The sequence below is a fragment of the Herminiimonas sp. GW821-FHT09C12 genome (genome assembly GCF_059416385.1).
Window position 1 is genome coordinate 1,241,441 of the sequence record NZ_JBWKPC010000001.1, and the last position, 17,649, is coordinate 1,259,089.

Genomic DNA, 17,649 nt, shown 5'->3' on the forward strand with positions numbered 1-17,649 from the left:
CTCGTGTCTAAGTGGCCGTAAATCGTCGCCATTAGGGCAAAATTTTAATAATTAAGTCTCCAGGGTGTTTGAATGAATCGTGTTTGTTCTCCAATCGTAAAATCCTTGTTCGTTGCATTGTTGGCAATTGCCTCTATCGCCAACGCTTCTGAAGATAAAAAAACCGTTAAAGCTGATCCAGCCAAAGGCGAAGCGCTTTACAACACGGGCGACGCTACACGCAATGTCACCGCTTGTATCGCTTGCCACGGTGCAGCAGGTAACTCGACGATCTCACAAAACCCCAAGCTTGCAGGTCAGCACGGTGCTTATATTCATAAGCAACTGGTTGATTTCAAAGGCCCTGCGCGTAACAACGCGATCATGACTTCGATTGCCAAAGGCATGACAGAAGACGATATTCAAAACGTGATCGCCTATCTTGCCAAGCAAAAGCCATCCCCAGGCGCAGCCAAGAATAAAGATACGGTTGAACTGGGCAAAAAAATCTACCGTGGCGGCATCGCTGAAAAGAGCATCCCGGCTTGCGCGGCTTGCCATAGCGCAAACGGCGTAGGTATTCCTGCGCAGTACCCACGATTGGCTGGTCAGCATCAAGATTACACAGCGGCACAACTGATCGCTTTCCGCACCGGTGCGCGTAAAAACAGCGAGCCGATGACAACCATTGCCAAGCGTATGTCGGATGAGGAAATTCAAGCAGTATCAGATTACGTCGCTGGCTTGAAATAAAAAAATAATTGCCAGAAGATGAATAAAAAAAGGGGTGGCTAAGGCTACCCCTTTTTTCTTTTTACGGAGACACCGCGAAGATGCGCCGGATACCATCTACACTGACGGTCGGCTTATGTTTTAGTAGCGGTTTTAGGATGACGGAATGACAAGCGAAACAGAAACAAATACGGGTGGATGGGAATTAAAAACCAGCCGCCGTTGGTTGGCGGATACCGTCGAATTGTTGTCTTCAATGCGCTTCGCGATCAGCTTGCTGACATTGATTTCGATTGCATCGATTATCGGTACCGTACTAAAGCAAAACGAACCGATGACGAATTACGTCAATCAGTTCGGGCCTTTCTGGTTTGAAGTATTCGGCAAGCTGAACCTGTATGCCGTGTACTCGACCTGGTGGTTCTTGCTAATCATGGCCTTCCTCGTGACCTCGACTTCGCTTTGCTTGTTGCGTAATGCGCCCAAGATGTTGAAGGACATGCGCAGCTGGCGCGAGAATGTGCGTGAGCAGTCACTGCGTAACTTTCATCACAAGGCGGAGTGGCAGGTCAATATCTCACGTGCTGCTTTGACCTCGCAAATGTTGGAGCGCGTTGCTGCCAACGGTTACAAAACCAAAGTCGTTGAAAAAGAAAATGCCACGCTGATTGCCGCCAAACAAGGTGCGGCCAATAAGTGGGGCTATATTTTTGCGCACAGCTCGATAGTGATTATTTGTATTGGTGGTTTGCTCGACTCCGAGTTACCGATACGCATACAAAAATTATTGTTCGATAAAACACCGTTCTCCGGCAGTGGTGTCATCGCAGAAATTCCAGCGCAGCACCGTCTGGGTTTGGGCAATCCAACCTTTCGTGGCAATACGCTGATCCCGGAAGGCAGCAGCAGTAGTACCGCTATTATTGCGCAGCAAGACGGCGTACTGATTCAGGATTTGCCTTTCACGATACAGCTCAAAAAATTCATCATCGATTACTACTCGACCGGCATGCCCAAGTTGTTTGCCAGCGAAGTAGTGGTGACTGATCATGAAAACGGCAAAGTATTTCCCGCCACCATCAAGGTGAACGAACCACTGATCTATCGTGGCGTAGCGGTGTATCAGTCAAGTTTTGAAGATGGTGGCAGCAAGTTGAAGCTGGCTGGTTATCCGATGCAGGGCATTGGACACACGGCATTTTCCTTGCAGGGTGAGGTCGGTGGTACGACACCGCTTGAATCCGCCAAAGGTGGTGATTACACGGTTGAATGGTCAGGCTTCCGCGCATTCAACGTCGAGAATATGGCAAAGAACGGGCAGGATGTACGTGCCGTTAATCCGAATCAGGGTTTGTCATCCAGTTTCGATAAACACCTGGGCTCCGCAGCGAAGAACGCTAATAACAAGGATTTGAAAAACGTCGGTCCAAGCGTGCAATATAAATTGCGCGACAAGAATGGCCAGGCGCGTGAATACCATAACTACATGCAGCCTGTGCTGGTAGATGGCGCGTATGTGTTCCTTGCTGGCATGCGTGAATCGCCGGCCGATCCGTTCCGCTTCCTGCGTATTCCAGCAGATGATAACGATACGGTGGAAGAGTGGATGCGTCTGCGTGCCGCGATTTTGAATCCTGATTTGCGCTTGTTGGCGGCGCAGCGTTATGCGCAACGCGCATTGCCTGAATCGCGTGAAGGCGTCAGTGCATTGCGTGCGCAATTGCAGGCTTCTGCATTGAAAGGCTTGACGATTTTTGCCGGAGACGGGCAGGACGCTGGTTATATTGCCGTGTCGAAATTTCTGGAGCGGATTCCGCCACAAGATCAGGAAAAGGCTGCTGATATTTTCATGAAAATCATGAATGGCAGCATGTGGGATTTGTGGCAAATTGCACGTGCAAAAGAAGGTTTAAAACCGATTGAACTGGATGAAAAGCATGGTCGCTTTTTGCAATTGGCAACGAATGCATTTTCAGATTCATTCTTTTACGGCGCGCCGGTTTATCTGCAGTTGCAAGGCTTTGACGAGATCAAGGCATCGGTATTACAAGTGACGCGTTCGCCGGGCAAGAATATAGTTTATTTCGGTTGTTTGTTGCTCGTGCTCGGTGTGTTCTCGATGTTCTATATACGTGAACGTCGACTCTGGATTTGGATCAAATCGGAAGATGGCGGCGCGCGCGCAATCATGGCAATGAGTTCACAACGCAAGACACTCGACTTCGAAAAAGAGTTTGAGATATTTAAAAAGCAACTGCTGCAATCGGGGCCGGAGCAGAAGTAACAAACTGAATTAACGGGCAGACTCAACTATACTGAGCTGCCCTTATCGGTTTCGCCTTTGCAGGATATGCAGATCAAGAATTTACACTGAACTTTGTACGGCTTTATCTAGGTGAAAAGCCATATTGCAAGTCGGTAGTAATCATTACGGAGATAGCAATGGACGCAGTACAAGATCAAATTTATACGCAGCCACCGGGTTTCTTCAAGCGCCTGTCGATGCTGGACTGGTTATACGGCGCAGCCCTGTTGGCAGCGTCGTTATTTGCGCTGAATCACTTTGGCCATCACATGGATATCTACGAGGAAGCGATCCTCGTATTGGCCGCGCCTACATTCGCATGGTTGGGTTGGCACTGGAAATCGGTGCGTTGGCTGATTGCTTTGTTGGCGGTGTTATCGCTCTCTGCGATTTCGATGTACGGCGGTGCGTTGGCGATGGCCGATCAGAAATTCTTCCTGAAGTATTTGCTCTCCAGCCAATCGGCGATTCTGTGGATGAGTACGCTCTTCCTTTTATCAACGGTGTTTTACTGGGGTGGATTGATCGCGCGTTCACCTACCGGCGCTTCACTCGGCAGCAAGCTGTGCTGGGCTGCTGTGATCATGGGTTTCACCGGCATGCTGGTGCGTTGGTATGAGTCGTATTTGATCGGTGCAGATGTTGGTCATATTCCGGTATCGAATCTGTATGAAGTGTTCATCTTGTTCTGCATGATCACAGCATTGTTTTATTTGTACTACGAACAGGTTTATGCGACGCGTCAGTTGGGTCCATTCGTGTTGCTGGTAATTTCGGCGGCAGTTGGTTTCTTACTCTGGTACACGGTCAGCCGTGATGCGGCGGAAATTCAGCCGCTGGTTCCTGCCTTGCAAAGCTGGTGGATGAAGATACATGTGCCGGCCAACTTTATCGGTTACGGAACGTTTTCATTGGCAGCGATGGTAGCCGTCGCTTACCTGTTGAAGTCGCACGGTATTTTTGTTGATCGTCTGCCTGCGCTGGAAGTGCTGGATGATGTGATGTACAAGGCGATCGCGGTTGGTTTCGCGTTCTTCACTATCGCAACTATCCTCGGGGCATTGTGGGCGGCAGAAGCGTGGGGCGGTTACTGGTCGTGGGATCCGAAGGAAACCTGGGCGCTGATCGTCTGGCTCAACTATGCATCGTGGTTGCACATGCGTTTGATGAAGGGTTTGCGCGGCAAGGTTGCTGCATGGTGGGCTGTAATTGGCTTGCTGGTAACAACTTTCGCTTTCCTGGGTGTCAATATGTTCCTCTCGGGCTTGCATTCCTACGGTGAGCTGTAAGATCGGCATCGCGTCGAATACACAATTCTGAAAAGAACGGGCAAGGGGAAACTGAATTTGTGGTTTCCCCTTTCTATTTTGAAACTCCTGTAAGGTTGGCGAGTCTGAATAGACTAATGAGCACAAGCCTTATACGGAGCTGCCATGTTAATCAAACGTAATTCGGATGGAATAGATCTTCCATACGCCTCTGAAATCACACCTCGTGCAGTATTTGAGGCGCGACGTGCTTTCATACAAAAACTTGCAGTCGGCTCCATTGCCGGTGGCGCATTGCTTGAAATGGCAACGCGCGAAGCATTTGCCGCACAATCCGCCACTGCACAAAAACTCGCAGCCAAGCTGAATCCGGCTTATGTCGTGATGGATAAGCAAACATCCTACAAAGACGCGACGACCTACAATAATTTTTACGAATTCGGTACCGACAAGAGCGATCCCGCGCGTTACGCCTCCACGCTGAAGACGCGTCCGTGGACTATTGCTATAGAAGGCGAAATCAAAAAGCCGATGACGCTGGATATTGATAGCCTGCTGAAACTGGCGCCACTGGAAGAGCGCGTCTATCGATTGCGTTGCGTGGAAGGCTGGTCGATGGTGATTCCGTGGATAGGTTATTCATTGTCGGAGTTGGTCAAGAAGGTCGAACCGAATTCCAATGCAAAGTATGTTGAATTCGTGACGGTGGCAGACAAGGAAACGATGCCGGGTTTGAATCGTGCCGTGCTCGATTGGCCGTATGTAGAAGGTCTGCGCATCGATGAAGCAAATCATCCACTGACGCTGCTAACGCTAGGCATGTATGGCGAAGTATTGCCGAATCAAAATGGCGCGCCTGTACGCATAGTGACGCCGTGGAAATATGGTTTTAAATCGGCGAAGTCTATCGTCAAGATACGCTTCACCAAGGACCAGCCGCGTACGGCCTGGAATCTGGCAGCGCCACGCGAATACGGTTTTTATTCAAATGTGAATCCGCAAGTTGATCATCCACGTTGGTCGCAAGCGAGTGAACGCCGTATCGGCGAAGACGGTTTGTTTACCAAGAAACGCCCGACTTTAATGTTCAATGGATATAGTCAGGTTGCGCCACTGTATGCGGGTATGGATTTGAAGAAGTTTTTCTGATGCTGACTGAGTACTTTTTGATCAAGGTCATTTTCGTAGCTATCAATAGCTCATCATGCTGACGCTTAATCCATCCCCACGCCAATTCACGATACTGAAGGGTGTCTTGTTTGCGCTGGCCTTGCTGCCGTTTGCCCGACTGGTGCTATTTACCGTGACGGATCAGTTGGGTGCAAATCCGATCGAATTCATCACGCGTAACACGGGTGACTGGACCTTGTATTTTTTGTGTATGACTTTGGCGGTTACGCCTTTGCGGCGTTTTAGTAAATGGAACTGGCTGCTCAAATTACGTCGCATGATAGGTTTGTTCGCCTTCTTTTATGCTTGTTTGCACTTCATGACTTTCTTCTGGTTCGATCATTTCTTTGATCTAAGTGAGATGTGGAAAGATGTGCTGAAGCGTCCGTTTATCACGGTTGGTTTTTCTGCATTCGTATTATTGATTCCACTTGCGGTGACCAGTACCAACGGTATGGTGAAACGTTTAGGTAGCAAGCGCTGGCAATGGTTGCATCGCTTGGTTTATGCGATTGCCATGCTGGGCATCTTGCATTTTTGGTGGATGAAGGCTGGGAAGCACGATTTCGAACAACCGATCATTTTCGGATCGATAGTCGGCGTCTTGTTGTTGCTGCGAATTTTTTGGTGGTGGCAGAAGCGAGTGAAAGCGCCTGCGGTCGCAGGTAGAGCTATCTGATCAAGCGAATCGGATAAGGCGTGCTCATCCGATTCGTCTCATACAATCAAGGTAATAAAGATTCCAGTGCAAACAGATCGCTCGCCAATTCGCGTTTGCGTATCAGGTGTGGTGTTGCACCATCCACCATGATTTCTGCCGCACGACCACGCGTGTTGTAGTTGGATGACATGGTCATGCCGTAAGCACCGGCCGACATGATGGCCAGCAGATCACCTTCTGCTATTGCCAGTTCGCGCGAACGTGCGAGCCAATCACCTGATTCGCATACCGGACCAACTACATCGTAGGTTTGTGCTGTTGAATCGCGTTGCACGACAGGTTGTACGCCATGCCATGCTTCATACATGGCTGGGCGCATCAAGTCGTTCATTGCCGCATCAACGATCGCAAAATTCTTGGTCTCGCCATGCTTGATGTACTGCACTTCCGTTAGCAAGATGCCGGCATTGCCGACGATGGAGCGACCTGGTTCGAACAATACCTTGATAGGTGCGCCGCCGTGTTTGCTGTTGCGCCATGCATCGATTTTGGCAAACAGGCGCGATAGATAATCACCAACTGCAACTGGTTTGTCGTTGTCGTAATTGATGCCTATGCCGCCACCGATATCCAGATGATGGATGGCTATTCCTTCGCTCGCCAAGGTATCGATCAATTCGATCAACTTGTCGACGGCTTCCAGCAAAGGCGCATCGTCCAGCAATTGCGAACCGATGTGGCAATCGATGCCGACGACATTGATATTAGGCAAGGCAGCGGCGACGCGGTAAGTCGTCAACGTATCTTCGTAAGCGATACCGAATTTGTTGTCTTTCAATCCGGTTGAAATATACGGATGCGTCTTTGCGTCGACGTTGGGATTGACGCGCAAGGAAACGGAGGCTTGCTTGCCCATTTCTGCAGCGACTGCATTGAGGCGATGTAATTCAGGAATCGATTCAACGTTGAAGCATAGAATGTCGTGTGACAAGGCTAGCTGCATTTCTTCGCGCGATTTACCTACGCCGGAAAAAATGACTTTGCGTGGCGAACCGCCAGCAGCCAATACGCGTAATAATTCGCCGCCGGAGACGATGTCGAAACCGGAGCCGAGTTCGCTGAGCAGATTCAGTACCGCCAAATTGGAGTTCGATTTAACCGAATAACACACCAAAGCAGTATCACCATTGCGGCCATGCTTTTTGCAGGCATCGGCGTAGGAAGAGAAGTTTTCAACCAGCGCTGCTTTGGAATAAATGTAGGTTGGCGAACCGAATTGTTGGGCGATTTGCGTCAGAGGTGTATCCTCCGCGCAGAGTACGCCGTCTTGATATGAAAAATGCGACATGATGGGTTTTACTTGGTATCAGATGACGTGGTATCAGATGACGTAGTATCAGCCGATGTAGGTGTGGTCTTGGTTGTCGTTGCCGGTGGCAGGACAGGGGTTGCCTTGCGGGATTGGCCAGATGGCGGTTTGCTGCCGGGCATGTAGAGTGGACCTTGCTGACCGCAGCCGGCGAGCAGACTGATGCAGGCTATGCCGGCAAGAGTGTAAAGAAACGCGACGAAGCGCGATAAGCCAGAATGAGACTTCACGATTAGAATCACTGTTTAACGAAACGAGTTGGAGTGTAGCATGACCGAATCAGAATTCCTGAAGCAAGCAGAAGCAACGTTGGACCAAATTGAGGCGACGCTGGAAGATCTGGCTAATACCAGCGATCTGGATGTTGAATGCACGCGCAGCGGCAATGTGCTGGAGATCGAATTCATCGATAACGGCTCGAAAATCATCGTCAATAGCCAGGCGCCGATGCAGGAATTGTGGGTGGCGGCAAAATCTGGCGGTTTTCATTTCAAGGGCAATGGCACGCAATGGGTGAATACGCGCGATGGCGCGGAGTTGTTTGCGGCTTTGTCGGAAATGGTCAGCAAGCAGGGCGGTATAGCAGTGACCTTGCACGACAAGCATTAATTGCCTTGTATTCAATAAAAAAGCGGGAAGGCCTTACAGGCTTCCCGCTTTTTGTATTACTGCTTCTTGTCAAAATTAGAACAATTCGTTCTTTACCTCATCCTTGGTTGGTGCATTCGACGGTGTCGCTGCATCGCCTGCATCCAGATTTCGCACACCTAATCCTGGTGGACTTTCAGCGTAATAGTAGTCGCCATTGACAGTGATGATGCCTTCCGGCACGGTGCGCTCTACCATAGGCACATCCTTCAGCGCCTTTTGCATGTAGTTGATCCAGATCGGCAAGGCCAGTCCACCGCCGGTTTCGCGATTGCCCAGATTTTTCGGTTGATCGAAGCCTATCCATGCAATACCGACTATATTCGGTTGATATCCGGCAAACCAGGCATCGAAGGAGTCATTGGTGGTACCTGTTTTGCCGGCCAGATCGGTACGTTTCAAGGACATCGCCTTGATCGCCGTACCAGAGGTAACAACGCCTTTCAGCATGTTATCCATCAAGAATGCATTGCGCGCATCGATGGCACGATTGGCTTCATCGCCGGCTTTGTCGGGTTTGACTTCGGATAACAACTTGCCATTGGCATCGCTGATTTTGGAAATCAGATAAGGACTTACTTTATAGCCACCGTTGGCAAAAACCGAGTAGGCGGCGGCCATTTGCAGTGGCGTCACCGAGCCAGCACCTAGCGCCAAGGTCAGATACGGAGGATTTTTGTCTGCGTCAAAGCCGAAGCGGGTGATGTATTCCTGCCCATATTTCGCGCCGATTTTATGCAGGATGCGGATGGAAATCATGTTCTTCGATTTCGCCAGGCCCTTGCGCATCGTCATCGGACCTTCGTATTTGCCGTCGTAGTTCTTGGGTTCCCACGGTTGCCCACCAGTTTGCCCAGCATCGAAACTGATGGGTGCATCGTTGATGATGGTCGACGGCGACAAGCCTTTTTCCAGCGAAGCGGAATAAATGAAGGGCTTGAAGGACGAGCCAGGCTGGCGCCATGCCTGCGTAACGTGATTGAATTTATTGCGATTGAAGTCGAAACCGCCGACCAAGGCACGAATTGCGCCGTCATTGGTATTGGCGGCGACGAAGGCTGATTGCACTTCCGGCATCTGGATAATGCTCCAGGTTTTTCCTTCCTGCATGACGCGAATGACAGCGCCGCGTTTGACGCGCTTGTTTGGTGGCGATTTTTCGCTCAACAGATTGGCGGCAAATGTCAGGCCTGGGCCTTCAATCTGGATTTCTTCGCCGGATACCAATACGGCACGCACCAGCTTAGGCGTGGCTTCGAGTACGACGGCTGCGACCAGATCGTCACTATCTGGGTGATTTGCCAGTTCGACTTCAATGGCAGCTTCGGCTTCTTCCTTATTAGTCGGAATTTCGATATAGCTTTCCGGTCCGCGATAGCCGTGGCGTTTTTCATAGTCCATTACACCGCGGCGCACCGCGAGATAGGCCGCGTCTTGGTCTGCCTTGGTAATAGTCGTGAAGACATTTAGACCGCGGGTATAAGTTTCTTCCTTGAATTGTTCATAGACCAGCTGACGCGTCATCTCCGCGACATACTCGGCATGTACGCCGAACTCGCTGCTATTTGTCTTGATCTTGAGCTCTTCGTCTTTGGCTTGGTTATATTCCGCGTCTGTGATATAGCCCAACTGGTACATCCGTTGCAGGATGTATTGTTGACGTGATTTGGCGCGTTTTGGATTGACGACCGGGTTGTAGGCAGAAGGTGCTTTCGGCAAGCCGGCCAACATGGCTGCTTCGGCGATCGTGATGTCTTGTAGTTTCTTGCCGTAATAGATCTGAGCGGCGGACGAGAAGCCGTAAGCGCGCTGCCCCAGATAAATCTGGTTCATATAGACCTCAAGAATCTGGTCTTTCGACAGGTTTTTCTCGATTTTCCAGGCTAACAGGACTTCGTAAATCTTGCGTTTGAGCGTTTGTTCGCTGGACAGGAAGAAGTTTCGTGCGACTTGCTGAGTAATCGTGGAGGCGCCTTGACGTGTACCTCCGCTCAGATTGTGTACGGCTGCGCGCACGATCCCGACGTAATCCACGCCGCCATGTTCAAAGAAGCGGTCATCTTCGATCGCCAGTACGGCTTTCTTCATAATGTCCGGAATTTCTTTGATATGAACCAAATTTCGGCGTTCTTCGCCGAATTCACCAATTAATACGTTATCTGCGGAGAAAATTCGCAGCGGAATCTTCGGCCGATAATCAGTGAGCGAGTCCAGTGCCGGCAAATTGGGATAAGCCATCGCCAGCGCAAAAAACAGTATCAGTGCGCCTATGACGCCCAAGCCTGCGATCAAGCCGATCACTCCTAGGCTGATTCGTAATGCCAGATTGGGTGCGCGTTTAGGTGATTTTGGTTCGGTACTGCCGGACGGTGATTGTTTGGAAGCCATGCAGAGAGGAAAAGTGAGAGATCGATATTCGGGCCATTATAGCTGGCTGCTGTGAAGGGGCGAGATTGTGACTTAATTGTGACCAATAAACAGTAACAAATAGGGCTAATTACAACATCCCATTTGCTACGTGGATTTTTGGCAACGGAATTGCAAATTACTTTGTGGAAATTGCTTTACACTTTTGGAGGCTTGTTGCTACGATTTAATGTAACGTTTTATCAATGTGCTCTAAATATACGTTTTTAAACGAATTTTATCGAAAAAACATCGCTTTTATATTAGTTCGAGTTTGGACAAGCTAAACGGCGTCGCGTTCACATACTAAATAACGTTTCTAGGGAGAACTGCCCTTGGCTTTAGATTTTGGCTCCTTGTTTGGCAAAAAGAATCCGCCGCTGATTGGTTTAGACATTAGTAGTTCCGGGGTGAAACTCGTTGAATTGTCTGAAGTAGGAAAAAGCGAATTACGTCTTGAGTGTTTTGCCTCGGAACCGCTGCCGCGTGGTGCAGTAGTGGACGGCAACATCGAAAATATCGATCTGGTATCGGATGCTATCCAACGTGTCTGGAAAAAGAGTGGGACGCGCGCCAAGTTTGTGGCGATGGGCATGCCGCCTGCTTCAGTTATTACTAAAAAGATCATACTTCCCAGCGGTTTGTCCGAGGAAGGGCTGGAATTGCAGGTCGAAACCGAGGCCAGCCAATACATTCCCTTTGCGTTGGACGAAGTACGGCTCGATTTTGATGTGATCGGCCTGGTTGAGAATTCGCCGGACGACGTTGAAGTCATGCTGGCCGCAACCCGCAAGGAAAAAGTAGAAGATCGTGTGGCTGTCGCTGAAGCAGCTGGTTTGACGCCGACTATCATGGATATTGAATCCTATGCGGCACGCGCAGCCATCGATCGCATCACCCAGCAATTGCCGAATGCAGGACAAGGCCAGATCATGGGTTTGTTCCAGATAGGCTCGCAAGTCACACACGTCTCGATATTACTGGATGGCCAATTGATTTATGAGCGCGAACAGCCGTTCGGTGGCCATCAATTGACGCAAGAGATCACGCGCACCTACGGCTTGTCGTATGAAGAAGCGGAAATCAAAAAGAAAAACAACGATTTGCCGGATGGCTATCAGACAGAAATACTGGAACCATTTTTAGAAAGCGCTGCGCTTGAAGTAACGCGCGCGATTCAATTCTTCTTTACCTCAACTCCTTATACACGCGTCGACCAATTATTTTTGGCCGGCGGCTGCGCCATTATTCCGGGCATGGTGGAGATGGTTGCCAATCGCACCAAATTATCGACTTCTGTCGTTAGCCCTTTCAAAGGGATGCAACTGAGTCCAAACGTACGAGAAAAACAGTTACGCATAGAAGCGCCGGCTTATTTGGTTGCATGCGGATTGGCGATGCGGAGGTTTGACTGATGATCCGTATCAATTTACTTCCGCACCGGGAAGAAAAGCGTAAGCAGCGTAAAAAAGATTTCGTCGCTCTGATGTTGTTGAGCGGGATCTTCGGCGCCTTGATTGTGATTGCTGTAGGCGCATTCTTTGCTAGTCAACTGTCTGACCAAGAGCAGCGCAATACTTTCATTAAAAATGAAAATGCGCGACTCGATGGTGAAATCAAGGAAGTGGCAAATCTGAAGCAGGAAATCGAAGCCTTGAAAGCGCGTCAGCAAGCGGTAGAGGATTTGCAAAGCGATCGCAATCAACCGGTTTATCTGATGGATGAATTGGCGCAGCAAGTTCCGGAAGGCGTGTATCTCAAATCCTTTAAGCAGGATGGGCAACGTGTGCTGTTGAATGGCTATGCGCAATCAAATGAGCGGGTTTCTGAATTGTTGCGCAATCTTGGTAATCATTCGCCTTGGTTGGAGCGTCCGGATTTGATTGAAATCCGTTCTACCGGTATCGGTTCGGGCAAGGATGCAAAGAAAGTATTTGAATTCACCATCAATGCCGGCATCAAGCGTCCGCGGGACCAAGATCCTGCGGCTGTAGATGCAAAGGGAGTTGCGTCCGTCGCGACTCCACTGAAACCTTGATATGAGACAGGCATCATGGCAGATCTGAAAAATATCGGCGAATCGATCAGCGCACAGTTCCGCGATCTGAATGGCTTGCATCCTGGTCAGTGGCCGGTCGTTCCGCGCATGTTGTGTGCGCTTGGCGTGCTGGTGGCTGTGCTTGGTGTGGGCTGGTATTTGTACTGGAGCGAGCAGTTGGATGAGCTTGATCGTACGGCTGCAGAAGAATTGACGCTGAAAGATGCGTACAAATCCAAAGTGCAGCAGGCGATCAATCTGGTCGGTTTGCGCAAGCAAAAAGAGCAGGTCAATGAATACGTCTCCACGCTGGAAAAGCAATTACCAAGCAAGGCGGAGATGGATGCGCTTTTATCTGACATCAATCAGGCTGGCTTGGGACGTGGCTTGCAATTCGAACTGTTCAAGCCGGGCCAGGTTGTCGTACGGGATTACTACGCGGAATTGCCAATTGCGATCAAGGTGACGGGGAGTTACCACGACGTCGGTGCATTTTCCAGTGACATAGCGAATCTGCCGCGTATCGTGACCTTGAATAATATGAATCTGGTTGTCGCCAAGGGCAATACCTTGACGCTGGATGCGGTTGCCAAGACTTTCCGTTATTTGGATGACGAAGAAGTTGCTGCACAACGCAAAGCCGCTGCCGGCAAGAAAAAAGGTGGCAAGTGATGATGCTCATTCAATTCATGAAGCGCGCTACTCCGGTCATGCTGGCATTCGGCTTGTTTGGTTGTGGTAATAGCGGAACCGATGATGTCAGTCAGTGGATGAAGGAAGTCCGGCAGCAAACGCGGGTGTCCATCAAGCCTTTGTCCGAGCCGAAAAAATTCACGCCGTTTACTTATGACGCCAAGGATAGAGAAGATCCTTACAGTCCAAACAAACTGGCAGTGGCATTGGCTAAGGCACGTAAAGATGGTGGTTCGATCCGCCCCAATCTGGATAGGCGCCGCGAAGCATTGGAAAGTTATCCGCTAGATACCTTGGTGATGGTCGGAACATTGACTAAACCGGGTTTGACCTACGCTTTGCTGCAGGTAGATAAATCGATATACCAAGTCAAGGTAGGAAATTACATCGGGCAGAATCTTGGCATGGTGACCAGAATTACCGATACAGAAGTAGCGTTGAAAGAAGTCGTTCAAGATGCGGCCGGCGATTGGGTCGAACGTGAAGCCAAGCTGGAGTTGCAGGAGTCGCAAAAATGATCGCGTTACAAAAAAAATTCAAAAGCTCTCAAGGGATGGTGCAAAAAATGTGGCGACTATTTGCGTTTGTCGGTCTCTTATCGATCGGTGGTGTAGCGGCAGCACAGGAAAACGCAATTCAATCCATTACGGCCAATCAGCAAGGCTCTAATGTCGTCGTGAAGGTGGCATTGAAAAATCCGTTGGTCAAACCGCCGGTCGGATTTTCTATCAGCAGCCCGGCACGTATTGCCCTTGATTTTGCGAATACGGTGAATGCAACTGGCAAAGGTTTGCAGGATATCGGCTTGGGCGATGTGCGGAACGCGAATATTGTGCAGGTAGGTGATCGTTCGCGTTTGGTATTCAATTTGACGCGTTCATTGAACTACGCCACGACGATAGATGGCAATACTGTGATTGTCACCATCGATGGTACTGGTGCTGTGGCGATGCCGGTTAATGCTGCCGGTCTGCCGGTTCCTGGTACGCAGGTAAGTAGTGGGCGACAAGCCTTACGCGATATTGATTTTCGCCGTGGTAATAATGGTGAAGGTCGCATTGTCGTCGATTTGCCGAACAATCAAGTCGCAGTGGACGTACGTCAGCAAGGTAAAAAGATAGAAGTCGATTTCATGAAAACGACGGTGCCGGATGTTTTGCGCCGTCGTCTCGATGTTGCTGATTTCGGTACGCCGGTCAATATCGTGACGACCCAGCAGCAAGGCGACAATGTGCGTATGACCATTGAGCCTAAAGGTTTATGGGAGCACAGTGCCTATCAAAGCGATACGCAATTGGTGATCGAGGTCAAGCCGCTGAAGGAGGAACCGAACAAGCTTGGGCAAGGTGTACGTGATTATCGTGGCGAGAAGCTGTCATTGAATTTTCAGAACGTTGAAGTGCGTGCGGTACTGCAGGTGATTGCTGATTTCACCGGTTTGAACATCATCACCAGCGATACGGTAAGTGGCAATTTGACCTTGCGTCTGAAGGATGTGCCTTGGGATCAAGCGCTCGATATCGTGATGCAAGCCAAGGGTCTCGATATGCGTAAGAATGGTTCGGTACTGTGGATTGCACCACGTGACGAATTGTTGACGAAGGAAAAGTTGGAGTTGGAGCAGCGTGCACAAATCGCCGAGTTGGAACCGATTAAGACGGAAACCTTCCAGTTGAATTATCAAAAAGCGGAATCGTTCAAACAGATTTTCGGCATTGATGGTGGTAGTCGTAGCATTTTGACCAAGCGCGGTAGTGCAGTGGTTGATCCACGTACGAATCAATTGTTTATCACCGATATCGTTTCTAAGTTGGAAGAAATTCGTGCCTTGGTGAAGAAGACGGATATCGCAACACGCCAGGTTATGATCGAGGCGCGTATTGTTGAGGCGGATGATAAATTTAGTAGTAGTTTGGGGGCCAAGTTGTCGTTTGGGGTACAAAATCAAGGCAACTTCGAACTTGGCGGTAAACAAACGAGTACCACTACCGCGGCCGGCGCGCCGACCTTGGGTAGCAGCGCAGTCAATTTGCCTGCCAGTACAATCAACAGTAATACTCCGGGCTCGGTTGCCTTGACACTGTTTAATGCCGCAGCCACCCGATTTATCGGTTTGGAGTTATCGGCGCTGGAAGCTGACGGTAAAGGCAAAGTCATTTCCAGTCCACGTGTCATTACCGCCGATCAGTTGAAAGCCTTGATCGAACAAGGTACAGAATTGCCTTATCAGCAAGCGACAAGCAGCGGTGCAACCAGCGTATCTTTCCGCAAAGCTAATTTGAAGCTGGAAGTCACGCCGCAAATCACGCCGGATGGCAATGTGATCTTGGACGTTGATGTCACTAAGGATACTGTGGGCGTAGAAACCCGCTCTGGTTTTGCGATCGATACCAAGCACGTGAAGACACAGGTATTGATCGATAACGGCGGTACGGTCGTGATTGGTGGTATTTTTCAGCAAACCGAACGCGATTCGGTGTCTAAAGTACCGTTCTTTGGCGATATCCCAGTTCTTGGTAATTTGTTCAAAACGACAGGCCGTACTAACGATAAAACCGAATTACTTATTTTCCTGACACCTAAAATTCTCAACGACAAGGTTTCAATCAGGTAGGATGCCGGTTATAGGCAGAGCCATGTTGGCTGCTGCGCCTGATTAGAGAGAGTTTGTAGTGGGTGGAAATATTTTTCTGGTCGGCTTGATGGGTGCCGGCAAAACGACAGTCGGTCGTGCGCTGGCAAAAAGGCTAAACAAACGGTTTATCGATTCCGACCATGAAATCGAAGAGCGGACCGGTGCGTCCATTCCCTTGATTTTTGAAATCGAAGGCGAAGCAAGCTTTCGTCAGCGGGAAGCGGAAGTTATCCGCGACTTGACCGCACAACAAGATATTGTTTTGGCAACGGGTGGTGGTGCAGTATTGAACCCGGAAAGTCGAACTTTCCTCAAAGAGCGCGGTACGGTGATTTATCTGCGTGCCAGCGTCAATAGCATTTTGCAGCGCACCAGCCACGACAAGAATCGTCCACTGCTGCAAACAGCAGACCCGCGCAAAACCATAGAAGAATTATCCCGGGCGCGCGAACCTTTCTATAATGAAATTGCGCACATCGTCATCGACACCGGACGACCTAACGTACAATTCTTGATGCAGTCCATTTTGTCTCAGCTTGGGCCGGAGCATGTGCCGACGGAGGCACATGCATCGTTGCAACAGGATCATCAATCTTTATCAAAGTATTCCATGACGTCTCAGCTCTCTTCTACTTCCGATACCTTGCACGTTGATCTCGGTACGCGCAGCTACCCGATCACGATTGGGCAATCCTTGCTTAGTGATCCGGCTGTACTTGCCGCGCATATTGTTGGTTCGCGTGTTGCCATCGTGACTAATACAGTGGTTGCGCCCTTGTATCTCGAGCAAGTGAGTAAAACACTGACTGCTGCCGGCAAGCAGGTAACGCAGATCGTGTTGCCTGACGGTGAAGAAGAAAAAAACTGGGCGAATCTGATGAAGGTGTTTGACGTCTTGCTTGCTGAAAAATGTGACCGCAAAACGACCTTGGTAGCACTAGGCGGTGGCGTGATCGGCGACATGACAGGTTTTGCCGCGGCAGCGTATATGCGCGGCGTGCCGTTCATCCAGGTGCCGACAACATTGTTATCGCAAGTTGACTCTTCCGTTGGCGGCAAGACAGGGATTAATCATCCGCTCGGTAAAAATATGATCGGTGCGTTTTATCAACCGCAAGCCGTGATTGCCGATACCTCAACACTGAATACATTGCCAGCACGCGAACTGTCTGCCGGTTTGTCGGAAGTGATCAAGCATGGTGCCATCATTGATGCACCATTCTTCGATTGGATAGAAGCCAACATGAGCAAGTTGGTGGCAAAAGATGCTGATGCCTTGGCTTATGCGATCAAGCGTTCATGCGAGATCAAGGCAGATGTAGTGCGCCAGGATGAACGCGAAGGCGGCTTGCGCGCGATTCTGAACTTTGGCCACACCTTTGGTCATGCGATTGAAGCAGGTATGGGCTATGGCGTTTGGTTGCATGGTGAAGCCGTTGGCTGCGGCATAGTGATGGCGGCGGATTTGTCACATCGTCTGGGCTTCATCGATGCGGTGTCAAAAGAGCGCATTACAGCAGTTGTCAAAGCTGCGGGTTTGCCGACAGTCGCCCCTGATCTTGGTACTGAGCGCTGGTTGGAACTGATGGAAGTCGACAAGAAAAATGAAGGCGGCCAAATCAAATTCATCTTGCTTAAACCTTTGGGTACATCGGTCATCATGACCGTGCCGCAAGAAGTGTTGTTGCAAACATTGAACGCATGCATTTCCTGAGCAACCATCTGCTCATCGCATGTCCAAGCAT

The 17,649-nt window shown here is 49.8% G+C and carries 15 protein-coding genes; 12 read left to right on the forward strand and 3 right to left on the reverse strand.

The window, feature by feature from the left end:
* Positions 1 to 72 precede the first annotated feature (72 nt).
* From AC07N2_RS05920 to msrQ, 5 genes are all read left to right on the forward strand, one after another.
* Entirely contained in the window at positions 73 to 732 is a 660-nt protein-coding gene (locus AC07N2_RS05920) for a c-type cytochrome (RefSeq protein ID WP_494777411.1), read from the forward strand.
* Between the two features lie 145 nt (positions 733 to 877).
* A complete protein-coding gene (locus AC07N2_RS05925) occupies positions 878 to 2,995 on the forward strand; it encodes a cytochrome c biogenesis protein ResB (protein WP_494777412.1) in 2,118 nt (705 codons plus the stop codon).
* Between the two features lie 158 nt (positions 2,996 to 3,153).
* The gene (gene ccsB, locus AC07N2_RS05930) at positions 3,154 to 4,305 is read left to right on the forward strand and encodes a c-type cytochrome biogenesis protein CcsB (RefSeq protein ID WP_494777413.1); all 1,152 of its coding nucleotides are present in this window, start codon (positions 3,154 to 3,156) and stop codon (positions 4,303 to 4,305) included.
* Positions 4,306 to 4,449: 144 nt separating this feature from the next.
* A complete protein-coding gene (gene msrP / locus AC07N2_RS05935) occupies positions 4,450 to 5,433 on the forward strand; it encodes a protein-methionine-sulfoxide reductase catalytic subunit MsrP (protein ID WP_494777414.1) in 984 nt (327 codons plus the stop codon).
* Positions 5,434 to 5,488: 55 nt separating this feature from the next.
* Positions 5,489 to 6,133 (forward strand): protein-methionine-sulfoxide reductase heme-binding subunit MsrQ, encoded by a 645-nt coding sequence (gene msrQ, locus AC07N2_RS05940; protein WP_494777415.1) that lies wholly within the window; start codon positions 5,489 to 5,491, stop codon positions 6,131 to 6,133.
* Between the two features lie 46 nt (positions 6,134 to 6,179).
* On the opposite strand, the gene lysA is transcribed toward msrQ, so the two are convergent.
* The gene (gene lysA, locus AC07N2_RS05945; RefSeq protein ID WP_494777416.1) at positions 6,180 to 7,463 is read right to left on the reverse strand and encodes a diaminopimelate decarboxylase; all 1,284 of its coding nucleotides are present in this window, start codon (positions 7,461 to 7,463) and stop codon (positions 6,180 to 6,182) included.
* Positions 7,464 to 7,471: 8 nt separating this feature from the next.
* Positions 7,472 to 7,714, reverse strand: coding sequence for an LPS translocon maturation chaperone LptM (gene lptM / locus AC07N2_RS05950; protein WP_494777417.1), 243 nt, complete (start codon positions 7,712 to 7,714; stop codon positions 7,472 to 7,474).
* A 40-nt stretch (positions 7,715 to 7,754) separates the two neighbouring features.
* On the opposite strand from lptM, the gene cyaY reads away from it, so the two are divergent.
* Entirely contained in the window at positions 7,755 to 8,093 is a 339-nt protein-coding gene (gene cyaY, locus AC07N2_RS05955) for an iron donor protein CyaY (RefSeq protein WP_076593064.1), read from the forward strand.
* A gap of 75 nt (positions 8,094 to 8,168) precedes the next feature.
* On the opposite strand, the gene AC07N2_RS05960 is transcribed toward cyaY, so the two are convergent.
* Positions 8,169 to 10,520, reverse strand: a complete 2,352-nt coding sequence (locus AC07N2_RS05960) for a penicillin-binding protein 1A (protein ID WP_494777418.1) — start codon at positions 10,518 to 10,520, stop codon at positions 8,169 to 8,171.
* 353 nt (positions 10,521 to 10,873) lie between these two features.
* Here AC07N2_RS05960 and AC07N2_RS05965 point away from each other — a divergent pair, with 353 nt between their 5' ends.
* From AC07N2_RS05965 to aroKB, 6 genes are read left to right on the forward strand one after another with little or no spacing between them, the layout of a single operon-like run.
* Entirely contained in the window at positions 10,874 to 11,953 is a 1,080-nt protein-coding gene (locus AC07N2_RS05965) for a pilus assembly protein PilM (RefSeq protein ID WP_494777419.1), read from the forward strand.
* Positions 11,953 to 12,576, forward strand: coding sequence for a PilN domain-containing protein (locus tag AC07N2_RS05970; protein ID WP_494777420.1), 624 nt, complete (start codon positions 11,953 to 11,955; stop codon positions 12,574 to 12,576). Before AC07N2_RS05965 ends, AC07N2_RS05970 begins: the two co-directional genes overlap by 1 nt.
* Before the next feature lie 15 nt (positions 12,577 to 12,591).
* A complete protein-coding gene (locus AC07N2_RS05975) occupies positions 12,592 to 13,248 on the forward strand; it encodes a type IV pilus inner membrane component PilO (RefSeq protein WP_076593068.1) in 657 nt (218 codons plus the stop codon).
* Positions 13,248 to 13,787, forward strand: a complete 540-nt coding sequence (locus AC07N2_RS05980; protein ID WP_494777421.1) for a pilus assembly protein PilP — start codon at positions 13,248 to 13,250, stop codon at positions 13,785 to 13,787. The genes AC07N2_RS05975 and AC07N2_RS05980 overlap by 1 nt, the downstream gene beginning before the upstream one ends.
* Before the next feature lie 47 nt (positions 13,788 to 13,834).
* Complete coding sequence (locus AC07N2_RS05985) at positions 13,835 to 15,883, forward strand: type IV pilus secretin PilQ (protein WP_494777422.1); 2,049 nt, start codon at positions 13,835 to 13,837, stop codon at positions 15,881 to 15,883.
* Between the two features lie 58 nt (positions 15,884 to 15,941).
* The gene (aroKB, locus tag AC07N2_RS05990) at positions 15,942 to 17,618 is read left to right on the forward strand and encodes a bifunctional shikimate kinase/3-dehydroquinate synthase AroKB (RefSeq protein WP_494777423.1); all 1,677 of its coding nucleotides are present in this window, start codon (positions 15,942 to 15,944) and stop codon (positions 17,616 to 17,618) included.
* The last annotated feature ends 31 nt before the right edge of the window (positions 17,619 to 17,649 follow it).

Bases quoted from the DNA above. Each gene is read 5' to 3' on its own strand.
- AC07N2_RS05920 (WP_494777411.1), top strand. From the start codon at position 73: ATGAATCGTGTTTGTTCTCCAATCGTAAAATCCTTGTTCGTTGCATTG.
- AC07N2_RS05925 (WP_494777412.1), top strand. From the start codon at position 878: ATGACAAGCGAAACAGAAACAAATACGGGTGGATGGGAATTAAAAACC.
- ccsB (WP_494777413.1), top strand. From the start codon at position 3,154: ATGGACGCAGTACAAGATCAAATTTATACGCAGCCACCGGGTTTCTTC.
- msrP (WP_494777414.1), top strand. From the start codon at position 4,450: ATGTTAATCAAACGTAATTCGGATGGAATAGATCTTCCATACGCCTCT.
- msrQ (WP_494777415.1), top strand. From the start codon at position 5,489: ATGCTGACGCTTAATCCATCCCCACGCCAATTCACGATACTGAAGGGT.
- lysA (WP_494777416.1), bottom strand. From the start codon at position 7,463: ATGTCGCATTTTTCATATCAAGACGGCGTACTCTGCGCGGAGGATACA.
- cyaY (WP_076593064.1), top strand. From the start codon at position 7,755: ATGACCGAATCAGAATTCCTGAAGCAAGCAGAAGCAACGTTGGACCAA.
- AC07N2_RS05960 (WP_494777418.1), bottom strand. From the start codon at position 10,520: ATGGCTTCCAAACAATCACCGTCCGGCAGTACCGAACCAAAATCACCT.
- AC07N2_RS05970 (WP_494777420.1), top strand. From the start codon at position 11,953: ATGATCCGTATCAATTTACTTCCGCACCGGGAAGAAAAGCGTAAGCAG.
- AC07N2_RS05975 (WP_076593068.1), top strand. From the start codon at position 12,592: ATGGCAGATCTGAAAAATATCGGCGAATCGATCAGCGCACAGTTCCGC.
- AC07N2_RS05980 (WP_494777421.1), top strand. From the start codon at position 13,248: ATGATGCTCATTCAATTCATGAAGCGCGCTACTCCGGTCATGCTGGCA.
- AC07N2_RS05985 (WP_494777422.1), top strand. From the start codon at position 13,835: ATGTGGCGACTATTTGCGTTTGTCGGTCTCTTATCGATCGGTGGTGTA.